We start from the raw sequence: 12,982 nt of genomic DNA, 5'->3' as shown, positions 1-12,982 counted from the left end.
AAAGCCCCGGCCGCAGCGGCAGCCGGGGCTTCATGCGATCAGCCTTGGGTCTCACACACCGGAACCAGAGGGCACGGAGTCAGTTGCCTCCGTCCACAGGTCCTGCTCGGCGCGGTCCGCCTGGATCTGGCGGTACACGAGGAGCCCGCCGATGGCGGCCAGTGCGACCAGGAGCAGCTTCTTCACCGCGCGACCTCGTCTTTCGTTGACGTAGGGGACTTCTGGCGCCCAACAATACACACCGACCGATACCGATCGGTGACCTGGCGGTCCACCAACTGGCCCAACGACAAAGACCCCCAGGCCTTGGCCTGGGGGTCTTCGACACTGTGGGGCTAACAGGATTTGAACCTGTGGCCTCATCCTTATCAGGGATGCGCTCTAACCAACTGAGCTATAGCCCCATCCGCGCTGCGCGCTGACTCCTGAAGATTAGCGCACAGACCCGGTCAGGCCAAAATCCGTTGCCCGGGGGCGTCTGCGCAGGTCATCCGACCCGTCGCGGGCGCCCGGACGGAGGGCCTACTCGTCCTCGGCGAGGGTGAGCTCCACACCGCCGACGAAGCCCGCCGACAGGTTGTAGATGAACGCACCCAGCGTCGCCAGTGCCGTCGCCAGCACCACGTCGATCACCGCGATGACCGACGTGAAGATCAGCACGCGCGGCAGCGACAGGAACGACTGGAGGTCGAAGCCGTTGCCCTCGTTCGAACCGGTCGCCTCGCTGATCGTGCCGCCGACGGTCGAGAAGACGCCCATCGCGTCCATGACCATCCACAGCACGGCCGCCGCCACGATCGTGCAGATGCCCAGCGCGATCGACAGCAGGAAGCTGACCTTCATGACCGACCACGGGTCGGCCTTGGCCACCCGCAGTCGCGCCTTGCGCGTGCGGGGGGCCGTACGGACCCCCGTGCGCGGCTTGCGCTGCGCGCCCGCTCCCGGGCCGCCCTGAGCCGTCCCGGGGCCCGTGGGCGCCGGGTAGGCCTGCGGCGGGTGGTACGGCTGTGCGGGCTTGTCCTGGCCGGCGTCCGCGCCGACCGACGGCTTCGGACCTCGGGTGTCCGTCACGGTTCCCCCCTGGGAGTCCGCGGCAGGGCCACGGGCACCGTTCGCTCCAGTCTTGGCCGGTCCGGCGCCCGTGGCTCCACTCACGACTTACTCCTCGTGCTCCCCGGCCGAGGGCTGCGTGCCCTCGGCGGCCTCGGCGGCCTGTCCGTCGGCCACCTCGGTGTCGTTCTCGTCGGCCTCGACCTCGTCAGCTTCCTGACCGGCCTCGGCGTTCCGGGCGATGCCGACCACGGCATCGCGCTTGCCCAGGTTGATCAGCTGGACGCCCATGGTGTCACGGCCGGTCTCCCTGACTTCGTTGACGCGCGTGCGAATCACACCACCGCCGAGCGTGATGGCGAGAATCTCGTCGCTCTCGTCGACCACGAGCGCCCCGACGAGCGAACCGCGGTCCTCCACGATCTTGGCGGCCTTGATACCCAGACCGCCACGGCCCTGGACGCGGTACTCGTCGACCGGCGTCCGCTTGGCGTAGCCGCCGTCGGTCGCGGTGAAGACGAACGTACCCGGCCTCACAACGTTCATGGAGAGCAGTTCGTCACCTTCACGGAAACTCATGCCCTTCACGCCCGAGGTGGCGCGGCCCATCGGGCGCAGCGCGTCGTCGGTGGCCGTGAAGCGGATCGACTGCGCCTTCTTGCTGATCAGCAGCAGGTCGTCCTCGGCGGACACCAGCTCGGCGCCGATCAGCTCGTCGGCAGCGCCGTCGGCGCCGTCCGCTCCGGTCTCCCGGAGGTTGATCGCGATGACGCCGCCGGAACGGGGCGAGTCGTAGTCCTTGAGCGCCGTCTTCTTCACCAGGCCGCCCTTGGTGGCCAGGATCAGGTAGGGCGCCGCCTCGTAGTCGCGGATCGCGAGGATCTGGGCGATCTTCTCGTCCGGCTGGAAGGCCAGCAGGTTCGCCACGTGCTGCCCGCGGGCGTCGCGGCCGGCGTCCGGCAGCTCGTACGCCTTGGACCGGTAGACCCGGCCCTTGTTGGTGAAGAAGAGCAGCCAGTGGTGCGTGGTGGAGACGAAGAAGTGGTCGACCAGGTCGTCCTGCTTCAGCTTGGTGCCGCGCACGCCCTTGCCGCCGCGCTTCTGCGAGCGGTAGTCCTCGGTCTTGGTGCGCTTGACGTAGCCGCCGTGCGTGATCGTGACGACGATGTCCTCTTCGGCGATCAGGTCCTCGATGGACATGTCACCGTCGAAGGGCACCAGCTTGGAACGCCGGTCGTCGCCGAACTTCTCGACGATCGCCGCCAGTTCCTCGCTGACGATGGAGCGCTGGCGCTCCTCCGAGGCCAGGATGGCGTTGTACTCGTTGATCTTGGCCTGGAGCTCGTCGTGCTCGGCGACGATCTTCTGCCGCTCCAGGGCCGCCAGGCGGCGGAGCTGCATCTCGAGGATCGCGTTCGCCTGGATCTCGTCGATCTCCAGGAGGCCCATCAGGCCCTCGCGCGCGATCTCGACCGTGTTGCTGCGCCGGATCAGGGCGATGACCTCGTCGATCGCGTCCAGCGCCTTGAGCAGACCGCGCAGGATGTGGGCGCGCTCCTCCGCCTTGCGCAGGCGGAACTTCGTGCGCCGGACGATGACCTCGATCTGGTGCGTCACCCAGTGGCGGATGAACGCGTCGATCGACAGCGTGCGCGGCACGCCGTCCACCAGCGCCAGCATGTTGGCGCCGAAGTTGGTCTGCAGATCGGTGTGCTTGTAGAGGTTGTTCAGCACGACCTTGGCGACGGCGTCGCGCTTGAGGACGATCACCAGGCGCTGGCCGGTCCGCGACGAGGTCTCGTCACGGACGTCGGCGATGCCGCCGACCTTGCCGTCCTTCACCAGGTCCGCGATCTTCTGCGCGAGGTTGTCGGGGTTGGTCTGGTACGGGAGCTCCGTGACCACCAGGCACTGGCGGTTCTGGATCTCCTCGACCTCCACCACCGCGCGCATCGTGATGGAGCCGCGACCGGTCCGGTACGCCTCCTCGATGCCCTTGCGGCCCACGACCAGGGCGCCCGACGGGAAGTCGGGTCCCTTGATCCGCTCGATGAGCGCGTCCTGGAGCTCCTCGTGCGTGGCCTCCGGGTGCTCCAGCGCCCACTGGGCGCCGGCCGCGACCTCGCGGAGGTTGTGCGGCGGGATGTTCGTCGCCATACCGACCGCGATACCGGCGCTGCCGTTGACCAGCAGGTTCGGGAAGCGCGCCGGCAGGACGGTCGGCTCCTGGTTGCGGCCGTCGTAGTTGTCCTGGAAGTCGACGGTCTCCTCGTCGATGTCCCGGAGCATCTCCATGGCCTGCGGCATCAGCTTGCACTCGGTGTAGCGCATCGCTGCCGCCGGGTCGTTGCCCGGAGAGCCGAAGTTGCCGTTGGAGTCCACCAGCGGCATGCGCATCGACCACGGCTGGGCCAGCCGGACCAGGGCGTCGTAGATCGAGCTGTCACCGTGCGGGTGGTAGGTGCCCATGACGTCGCCGACGACGCGGGCGCACTTGTAGAAGCCCTTCTCGGGCCGGTAGCCGCCGTCGTACATCGCGTACAGCACGCGGCGGTGCACCGGCTTGAGGCCGTCGCGCACGTCCGGCAGGGCGCGCGAGACGATGACGGACATCGCGTAGTCGAGGTAGGAGCGCTGCATCTCCGTCTCGAGCCCGACGGGCTCGATGCGCAGCACGGGCTGCTCCTCCGCGGCGTTCTCTGCGGTGGGGGTGGTTTCGTCGGCCATTGCTGGTCAGAAGTCCTTTCAGGCGGCGGTCAGCGGAGCCGACTCAGATGTCGAGGAAGCGGACGTCCTTGGCGTTGCGCTGGATGAAGGAGCGCCGCGCCTCGACGTCCTCACCCATCAGCACCGAGAACAGGTCGTCGGCCTGTGCCGCGTCGTCGAGGGTGACCTGGCCGAGGACACGGTGGTCCACGTCCATGGTGGTGACGCGCAGTTCCTCGGCGTTCATCTCGCCCAGACCCTTGAAGCGCTGGATCGAGTCTTCCTTGATCCGCTTGCCGTTCTGCTTGCCGAGCTCCACCAGCGCGTCGCGCTCGCGGTCCGAGTACGCGTACTCGAAGTCGTCCCGGCCCCACTTGATCTTGTAGAGGGGCGGGCGCGACAGGTACACGTGACCGGCCTCGACCAGCGGCCGCATGAAGCGGAAGAGGAAGGTCAGCAGCAGGGTGTTGATGTGCTGGCCGTCGACGTCGGCGTCCGCCATCAGGATGATCTTGTGATAGCGGAGCTTCTCGATGTCGAAGTCCTCGTGCACACCGGTACCGAAGGCGCTGATCAGCGCCTGGACCTCGGTGTTCTGGAGGATCTTGTCGATACGGGCCTTCTCGACGTTCAGGATCTTGCCGCGGATCGGCAGGATGGCCTGGTACATCGGGTTGCGGCCGGACTTCGCGGAGCCACCGGCCGAGTCACCCTCGACGATGAAGATCTCGCACTTGGTCGGGTCGTTCGACTGGCAGTCGGACAGCTTGCCCGGCAGCGAGGCGCTCTCCAGCAGACCCTTGCGACGGGTGAGGTCACGGGCCTTGCGGGCCGCGACGCGCGCCGTGGCCGCCTGGATCGACTTGCGGATGATGTCCGCCGCCTCGACCGGGTTGCGGTCGAACCAGTCGTTGAGGTGTTCGTGGACGACCTTCTGCACGAAGGTCTTGGCCTCCGTGTTGCCCAGCTTGGTCTTCGTCTGGCCCTCGAACTGGGGCTCGCCCAGCTTGACCGAGATGATCGCCGTCAGACCCTCGCGGATGTCCTCGCCGGCGAGGTTGTCGTCCTTCTCGCGCAGCAGCTTCTTGTCGCGCGCGTAACGGTTCACCAGACCCGTCAGGGCCGCACGGAAGCCCTCCTCGTGCGTACCGCCCTCGTGGGTGTGGATCGTGTTCGCGAAGGAGTAGACCCCCTCCGTGTACTGCGAGTTCCACTGCATCGCGATCTCGACCGAGAGCATGCGCTCCTTGTCCTCGGCCTCGACGTCGATGACGGTCGGGTGGATGAGCTCGCCCTTGCGCGAGTTGAGGTACTTCACGAAGTCGACGATGCCGCCCTCGTAGTAGTACTTCACCGTGCGCGCCTGGGGCTCGGACGCGTCCGCGTCCGGGTCGTCGGCACCCGCCGTGGCCTTCGCCGACTCGCGCTCGTCGGTCAGCGACAGGGTCAGGCCCTTGTTGAGGAAGGCCATCTCCTGGAAGCGCCGCGACAGCGTCTCGAACGAGTACTCGGTCGTCTCGAAGATGTCGCCGTCGGCCCAGAAGGTGACCGAGGTGCCCGTCTCGGCGGTCTCCTCGTTCTTGGCCAGCGGGGCCGTCGGCACGCCCAGCTTGTAGTCCTGCGTCCAGCGGTGGCCGTCCGTCTTGACCTCGACCGCGACCTTGGTCGACAGGGCGTTCACGACGGACACGCCGACGCCGTGCAGACCACCGGAGACGGCGTAGCCGCCGCCGCCGAACTTGCCGCCCGCGTGCAGGACCGTCAGGACGACCTCGACGGCCGGCTTGCCCTCGGACGGAACGATGCCGACCGGGATACCGCGACCGTTGTCGATCACGCGCACCCCACCGTCGGCGAGGATCGTCACGTCGATGGTGTCCGCGTGTCCGGCCAGCGCCTCGTCGACCGAGTTGTCGACGACCTCGTAGACGAGGTGGTGCAGACCACGCTCACCCGTCGAGCCGATGTACATACCCGGCCGCTTGCGGACCGCGTCCAGGCCCTCGAGGACCTGGATCGCACTGGCGTCGTAATTCTTCTCGTTGGAGTCGCCGGAATCGGCCACGAAGCGCCCTTTCTGGCACAGCACAGCCCCTACTCCGGACCAGCAAGTGCGCCGGCGGGAGCGGCCGCGTCGATCTGCGTTGTCTGCGTGATCCCGCGAACCGGCGGGATTCGCTTCAGTCTACCGGTACCACGGACATGAATGGGGGTTTGCCGGTACCTGAGTCCGCATGTGCCGCCCTGAACCTCCTCTCTCCGACTCCCCACATCCGGGGAGGGGCTCAAAGAGGCTCACACGGGCATCCAGCCCTTCGGGCTGTCAACCTCCGACTACCGTGAGGGACACCACCCGCCGAACCGGCTACTCACCCGTAGGTGTCGCCCGGTCCCTTGCTGCCCGGCGCCCGCCACGGCCCGTAGCCCTTCGGCCGTCCGCCGGGCCCCTGGACCTTGATCAGGCGTACGGTGCCCTGCCCCAGATCCGCGTTCAGCCGCGCGACCAGCTGCGGAGCCAGCAGCTTCAGCTGCGCCGCCCACGCCGAGGAATCGCACCGCACGACAAGCTCACGGTCCTCGTAGCGTTCCGGTTCACAGTGGGCCGCGATCTCCGGGCCGACGATCTCCGGCCAGCGCTCCATCACGCCCGCCACCGCCATCGGCATCTCCCAGCCGCGTTCGGTGCGCAGCCGGTCCAGCGCCGCCATGAGCGGCATCGGGTCCCGGCCGTCCGCGCGGGCTCCCGAGCGCAGTCCCGGCTGCTGGCGCTTCTTGCCGCCGGCCGCGTTGCCCCGGGCCCGCGCCTGCTCGCGCGCCGCCGCGAGGGCCTGGCGCGCCAGGTCCACCCCGGAGGCCTCCGGGGTCCTGCGACCCTCCTGCGGGTCCTTGGCGTGCTCGTTCACAGCCGGGTCACCTCACCGCCGGACACCCCGAACCGCGTTCCCACCAGCACCCCCGGGACGTCGTCGTCGACCGCCGCCGTCACCAGTACCTGCTCGCCGGGGGCCACCAGCTCCGCCAGCCGCTCCCGGCGCCGCGCGTCCAGCTCGGCGAACACGTCGTCGAGGATCAGCACCGGCTCGCTGCCCTCCGAGCGCAGCAGCTCGTAGGAGGCCAGCCGCAGCGCGAGTGCGTACGACCACGACTCCCCGTGGCTCGCGTACCCCTTCGCGGGCAGCTCCCCGAGGCGCAGCACCACGTCGTCGCGGTGCGGGCCGACCAGGGTCACACCGCGCTCGATCTCCTGCTTGCGCACCTCGGCCAGAGCGGCCAGCAGCACCTCGTAGAGGGCCTCGCGGGTGCGCGCCGCGCCGCTGTCCACCGGCTCGCCGGCCGAGGACTTGTACGCCAGCCCCAGCGGACCGCCGCCGGGCGCGAGCTGCTCGTAGGCCTTGTCCGCCAGCGGGAGGAGGGTCGCGATCAGGTCCAGCCGCTGCGCGAGCAGCTCCGCGCCCACGCGCGCGAGGTGCTGGTCCCACACGTCGAGGGTGGAGAGGTCCAGGGAGCGGCCGCCGTGCCGGCGGGCCATCGCCGCCGACTTCAGCAGGGTGTTGCGCTGCTTGAGCACCCGCTCGTAGTCGGAGCGGACCGCGGCCATCCGCGGCGAGCGCGCCGTGACCAGTTCGTCCAGGAACCGCCGCCGCTCGCCCGGGTCGCCCTTGACCAGCGCCAGGTCCTCCGGCGCGAACAGCACCGTCCGTATGATCCCCAGCACGTCCCGCGGCCTGACCTGCGAGGAACGGTTGATCCGGGCCCGGTTCGCCCGGCCTGGATTGAGCTCCAGCTCCACCAGCTGCTGCCGCTCGCCCTGGGTGACGGCCGCGCGGATGATCGCCCGGTCCGCGCCCATCCGCACGAGCGGGGCGTCCGAGGAGACCCGGTGGCTGCCGAGGGTCGCGAGGTAGCCGATCGCCTCGACGAGGTTGGTCTTCCCCTGGCCGTTGGGGCCCACGAAAGCGGTGACGCCCGGGTCGAGGGGAACCTCGGCCCGGGCGTACGAGCGGAAGTCGGCCAGTGAGAGATGCGAAACGTGCATACGGCGCCGACCTCCCCCGGCTTTCCAACTACTCGCTGTGGTGCTGTGCGGCTGTACGGCTGTGCCGCTCTGGTGCGGAGTGCTACTTCTTCTCGACCGCGTGGCCGCCGAACTGGTTGCGCAGCGCGGCGATCATCTTCATCTGCGGGGAGTCGTCCTGCCGCGAGGCGAAGCGCGCGAAGAGCGACGCGGTGATCGCGGGCAGCGGCACGGCGTTGTCGATCGCCGCCTCCACCGTCCAGCGTCCCTCGCCGGAGTCCTGGGCGAAGCCGCGCAGCTGCTCCAGGTGCTCGTCCTCGTCGAGGGCGTTCACGGCCAGGTCCAGCAGCCAGGAGCGGATGACGGTGCCCTCCTGCCAGGAGCGGAAGACCTCGCGGACGTCGGTGACCGAGTCCACCTTCTCCAGGAGCTCCCAGCCCTCGGCGTAGGCCTGCATCATGGCGTACTCGATGCCGTTGTGGACCATCTTCGCGAAGTGGCCCGCGCCGACCTTGCCGGCGTGCACGGCGCCGAACTCGCCCTCGGGCTTGAGTGCGTCGAAGACGGGCTGCACGCGGGCCACGTCCTCCGCGGCGCCGCCGTACATGAGCGCGTAGCCGTTCTCCAGGCCCCACACGCCGCCGGAGACACCGCAGTCGACGAAGCCGATGCCCTTGGCCTTCAGCTCCTCGGCGTGCTTCTCGTCGTCGGTCCAGCGGGAGTTCCCGCCGTCGACGACGATGTCACCGGGCGACAGCAGCTCGGCGAGCTCGTCGACCGTGGACTGGGTGGCCGCACCGGCCGGGACCATGACCCACACGACGCGGGGGGCCTGCAGGCTGTCCACAAGCTCCTGCAGGCTGTGGACATCCGCGAGGTCCGGGTTGCGGTCGTATCCGATGACGGTGTGGCCTGCGCGGCGGATGCGCTCGCGCATGTTGCCGCCCATCTTGCCGAGACCGACGAGACCAAGCTCCATCAGGTGGTTCCTTAAGCGTTGTGGCCGTCTTTGCCGGGGCTTCCCCGGCCGTGTCCTCGCCGGACGCGCGGGGGGTCGCCCACCGGATCCGAGCCTACGCCGGGCCGTGGCGGCGGGCCCTGCGGGCGCTCCATGGCGGCCGGTCCGGGTTCACGGGTTTTCCCGGCACCCTCCCCAGCCTGTGGACGACGTCGGGCCCGGTCCCGCTGCGTGCGAGACCGGGCCCGACGTCGACAGGTGGAACGTCAGCCGGACAGTCGCACCGGCATGATCAGGTACTTGTAGGCCTCGTCGGCCTCCGCGTCGATCGCCGGGCGGCCGCTGAGCAGCGCGGGCTTGGTCGACGTGGTGAAGCTGAGCTGGGCCACCGGGGAGGCGATCGCGCTCAGGCCGTCCAGCAGGAAGGTCGGGTTGAAGGCGATCGAGATGTCGTCGCCGTCCAGCTGGGCGTCGACCCTTTCCACAGCCTGTGCGTCGTCGGAGGAGCCGGCCTCCAGGATCAGCACGCCCTTCTCGAAGCTGAGGCGGACCGGGGTGTTGCGCTCGGCCACCAGGGCGACGCGCTTGACGGCCTCGACGAAGGGCGCGGTCTCGATCACGGCGATCGAGTTGAACTCCGTCGGGAACAGCGTCCGGTACTTGGGCAGGTCGCCTTCGAGCAGCCGGGTGGTGGTGCGGCGGCCGGCGCCCTCGAAACCGATCAGGCCCTCGCCGGCTCCGGAGCCGGACAGCGCCAGGGTGACGGTGTCACCGCTGGTCAGCGAGTTGGCGATCTCCTGGAGCGTCTTGGCGGGCACCAGGGCCACGGCCGACGCGTCCGGGTTCTCCGGCTTCCACAGGAACTCGCGGACCGCGAAGCGGTAGCGGTCGGTGGAGGCCAGGGTGACCCGGTCGCCCTCGATCTCGATGCGGACACCGGTGAGCACCGGCAGCGTGTCGTCACGGCCGGCGGCGGTGGCCACCTGCTTGGCGGCGGAGGCGAAGACCTCACCGGCCACGGTGCCGGTCGCGGTCGGCATCTGCGGCAGTGCCGGGTACTCCTCCACAGGCAGGGTGTGGAGTGTGAATCGCGAGGAGCCGCAGACCACGGTCGCCCGTACACCGTCTGTGGAAATCTCCACCGGGCGGTTGGGGAGGGCGCGGCAGATGTCGGCGAGCAGCCGGCCGGAGACCAGGACGGTGCCGTCCTCCTCGACGTCCGCCTCGACCGAGACCCGGGCCGAGACCTCGTAGTCGAAGCCGGAGAGGCTCAGCGTGCCCTCCTCGGCCTTGAGCAGCAGGCCCGCGAGAACGGGCACCGGCGGCCGGGCCGGGAGGCTACGGGCCGCCCAGGCCACCGCCTCCGCGAGTACGTCGCGCTCCACCCGGATCTTCACCGGAACCGCCTCCTGCTGTTGCTCGCTCGTCTGCCGGCCTTCGTCGTCGGCTCGTCGATGCCTCGACCGATGCCGGGGACCAGTCTGACGTACGGCGCCGACACTCGGTGCGGCCGGCGGTCAAGTCGGGAGCGAGGCGTCGGGGCGGGCGATCGACGAGTTGTGCACAGGACCCGCTTGAAAACCGAAACCGGCCTAACTCTCTATGGGGGTAGTAGTAGGGCCTGTGGAAACGGTGGATAAGCCCGTTCTCGCAGGTCAACCCCGGTTTTTTATCCACCGACCCTGTGGGTGGCACCGGTGGACAACCCCGTGTCCCTGTGGAGAACGAAAAGTTCTGCACAGGCTGTCCCCAGGTGACCCCGATTACTCCACAGGTGCGTCCCCAGCTTTCCCCCGGTACTCCACAACCCAAACGTCTACATCCGTGTGACGGCTTTCACTCCGGGTGGTGAGAGGGGGTGGTGTGTTGCCGAACAGTGGACAAGGGTGTGGAGAAGCCCGCGCATCCTGTGCACAGGACGTGGAAACCTGTGGGCCGACGGTGGACAACGCCGTGGACAGGGCTGTGGACGAAATATTTGTCCACAGCCTGTGGATGACGTTTGTGCACAATTCCACAGGGGGCTGACCAGCCCTGATGGAGCCTCACCCCGCACGCCTGTGGACAGATTGTGGGTGACGGGACCCGTCCCCAGGGTGTGGACGGAAGAAAGTCTCCCAATCTGTGGATGAGTTGGTCCACGGGGGGCGTATTCGAACAGGTCAGGGGCGCGCGAACGAAGAAGGGCGCCCCCGTTGTGGACCGGGAGCGCCCTCTGGATGCGTTTGAAGGGGCCCTGGAGCGGCCCCGAACCGGGTGTCGGGGGGCCGCGCTCAGGCGTTCTTGATGCGGTTGGTGAGCTCGGTGACCTGGTTGTAGATGGAGCGGCGCTCGGCCATCAGAGCGCGGATCTTGCGGTCCGCGTGCATGACGGTCGTGTGGTCGCGGCCGCCGAACTGCGCCCCGATCTTGGGCAGCGAGAGGTCTGTGAGCTCCCGGCACAGGTACATGGCGATCTGCCGGGCGGTGACCAGGACCCGGCTGCGCGAGGAGCCGCACAGGTCGTCCACGGTCAGACCGAAGTAGTCGGCGGTGGCCGCCATGATGTCGGAGGCGGTGATCTCCGGCGCGCTGTCCTCGCCGCCCGGGATCAGGTTCTTCAGGACGTCCTCGGTGAGGCCCAGGTCGACCGGCTGCCGGTTCAGGCTCGCGAACGCCGTGACCCGGATCAGCGCCCCCTCCAGCTCGCGGATGTTGCGCGAGATGCGGGAGGCGATGAACTCCAGTACCTCCGGCGGGGCGTTGAGCTGCTCCTGGACGGCCTTCTTGCGCAGGATCGCGATACGGGTCTCCAGCTCGGGCGGCTGGACGTCGGTGATCAGGCCCCACTCGAAGCGGTTGCGGAGCCGGTCCTCCAGGGTGACCAACTGCTTGGGCGGCCGGTCGGAGGAGAGCACGATCTGCTTGTTGGCGTTGTGGAGCGTGTTGAAGGTGTGGAAGAACTCCTCCTGCGTCGACTCCTTGCTCGCGAGGAACTGGATGTCGTCGACGAGCAGGATGTCCATCTCGCGGTAGCGCTTGCGGAACGCGTCGCCCTTGCCGTCGCGGATGGAGTTGATGAACTCGTTGGTGAACTCCTCGGAGCTCACGTACCGCACCCGGGTGCCGGGGTAGAGGCTCCGCGCGTAGTGCCCGATGGCGTGCAGCAGGTGCGTCTTGCCGAGGCCCGACTCCCCGTAGACGAAGAGGGGGTTGTACGCCTTCGCGGGTGCCTCGGCGACGGCCACCGCGGCCGCGTGCGCGAAGCGGTTGGAGGCGCCGATGACGAAGGTGTCGAAGAGGTACTTGGGGTTCAGCCGCGCGGTCGGCTCCAGCGGGCCCGACGTGGAGCCGCCGGACGGGGACGGCGCCGCGGACCGGCCGGGGGCCTGGCGCGGCGCCGGCTGCTCGTACTGCTGCTGCTCGTATTGATGGGGCTGGTGCTGCTGGGCCTCGTACGGGGACTGCTCGTACTTCTGCTGCTCGTAGGAGCTCTGGTCGTAGCCGGAGGGCTCGGGCTGCTGGAGGTAGCCGGGCTGCGGGGACGCGTAGGGGTCGCGCTCGGGGAAACCGCCGAGGCGCGGCTGCTGCCAGCCGTAGTCGTCCTGCTGGCCGCCGCGGGGCCAGGCGCCGGGCTCGGGGCGCTGCTGCTGGTAGTCCGGGTAGGCCGGGCGCGCGGTGGGGAGCTGGTCGTCGCCGGGGCGCTGGCCGCCGTACGGCTCGTACCCGCCCTGCTGCTGGACGGGCGGGGCGGGGGGCGCGGGCTCGCCGGCGGAGTCGTCCACGGTGATGGCGATCCGGATGGGGCGGCCGCACTCACGGCTGAGCGCGTCACTGATCAGCGGGGCGAGGCGGCCTTCGAGGACGCGCTTGCCCCATTCGTTGGGGACGGCCAGCAGTGCGGTGTCGGCGACGAGTGCCAGGGGCTGGCACCGCTCGACCCACTGCTTGTCCTTGGGCTCGATCCCCGGCTGTCCCTCCCCGAGGAGCTTTTCGAGCACCCTTGGCCACACTGCGGCAAGATCGGCAGGTACGTCAGCCACAGAGCACGCTCTCTCACAGGGGTCCCACGAATGTGTGGTTCTTTGGGACGGTCGGGACAAAAAATCCGGGGTCAGGCAACGGTAGTCAGGCCAGCGGGTACGGTTCAAGTCGTTGTCCACAGCCTGTGCACAGTGTGGGGCCACGTAGGCTCGGTTTGACCGGATGGCGTAGCCGCGCGTACCGTAACGAGGTCGAGTTGTCGATGGCTGCTGCCGCCTGCCTACCGATGG

Annotated in this window: 8 protein-coding genes, 1 tRNA gene and 1 pseudogene; all 10 read right to left on the bottom strand. The window is 69.0% G+C overall.

The window, feature by feature from the left end:
* Nucleotides 1–51: 51 nt before the first annotated feature.
* Complete coding sequence (locus tag JYK04_RS21920) at nt 52–186, bottom strand: DLW-39 family protein (protein WP_208809277.1); 135 nt, start codon at nt 184–186, stop codon at nt 52–54.
* 144 nt (nt 187–330) lie between these two features.
* Nucleotides 331–404 (bottom strand) — tRNA-Ile (locus JYK04_RS21915).
* Nucleotides 405–522: 118 nt separating this feature from the next.
* Complete coding sequence (locus JYK04_RS21910; RefSeq protein WP_229875351.1) at nt 523–1,071, bottom strand: DUF3566 domain-containing protein; 549 nt, start codon at nt 1,069–1,071, stop codon at nt 523–525.
* A gap of 87 nt (nt 1,072–1,158) precedes the next feature.
* On the bottom strand, nt 1,159–3,777 hold the full coding sequence (gyrA, locus tag JYK04_RS21905) for a DNA gyrase subunit A (RefSeq protein ID WP_189738002.1): 2,619 nt from the start codon (nt 3,775–3,777) through the stop codon (nt 1,159–1,161).
* 43 nt (nt 3,778–3,820) lie between these two features.
* On the bottom strand, nt 3,821–5,845 hold the full coding sequence (gene gyrB / locus JYK04_RS21900; RefSeq protein ID WP_189737999.1) for a DNA topoisomerase (ATP-hydrolyzing) subunit B: 2,025 nt from the start codon (nt 5,843–5,845) through the stop codon (nt 3,821–3,823).
* A 280-nt stretch (nt 5,846–6,125) separates the two neighbouring features.
* A complete protein-coding gene (locus JYK04_RS21895; RefSeq protein ID WP_030008414.1) occupies nt 6,126–6,659 on the bottom strand; it encodes a DciA family protein in 534 nt (177 codons plus the stop codon).
* A complete protein-coding gene (gene recF, locus JYK04_RS21890) occupies nt 6,656–7,792 on the bottom strand; it encodes a DNA replication/repair protein RecF (RefSeq protein ID WP_189737996.1) in 1,137 nt (378 codons plus the stop codon). The genes JYK04_RS21895 and recF overlap by 4 nt, the downstream gene beginning before the upstream one ends.
* 82 nt (nt 7,793–7,874) lie before the next feature.
* Nucleotides 7,875–8,750 (bottom strand): phosphogluconate dehydrogenase (NAD(+)-dependent, decarboxylating), encoded by an 876-nt coding sequence (gene gnd / locus JYK04_RS21885; RefSeq protein ID WP_033214929.1) that lies wholly within the window; start codon nt 8,748–8,750, stop codon nt 7,875–7,877.
* A gap of 245 nt (nt 8,751–8,995) precedes the next feature.
* Nucleotides 8,996–10,126, bottom strand: coding sequence for a DNA polymerase III subunit beta (gene dnaN, locus JYK04_RS21880; protein ID WP_030956769.1), 1,131 nt, complete (start codon nt 10,124–10,126; stop codon nt 8,996–8,998).
* A gap of 876 nt (nt 10,127–11,002) precedes the next feature.
* Nucleotides 11,003–12,148 (bottom strand): annotated as a pseudogene (dnaA, locus tag JYK04_RS21875) (chromosomal replication initiator protein DnaA); the annotation flags it as partial.
* Nucleotides 12,149–12,982: the final 834 nt, after the last annotated feature.

Origin of the sequence: Streptomyces nojiriensis (genome assembly GCF_017639205.1) — a bacterium.
Lineage (GTDB): Bacteria > Actinomycetota > Actinomycetes > Streptomycetales > Streptomycetaceae > Streptomyces > Streptomyces nojiriensis.
The sequence above is the reverse complement of the archived record's forward strand: the minus strand, read 5'-3'. Positions and strand labels throughout refer to the sequence as shown.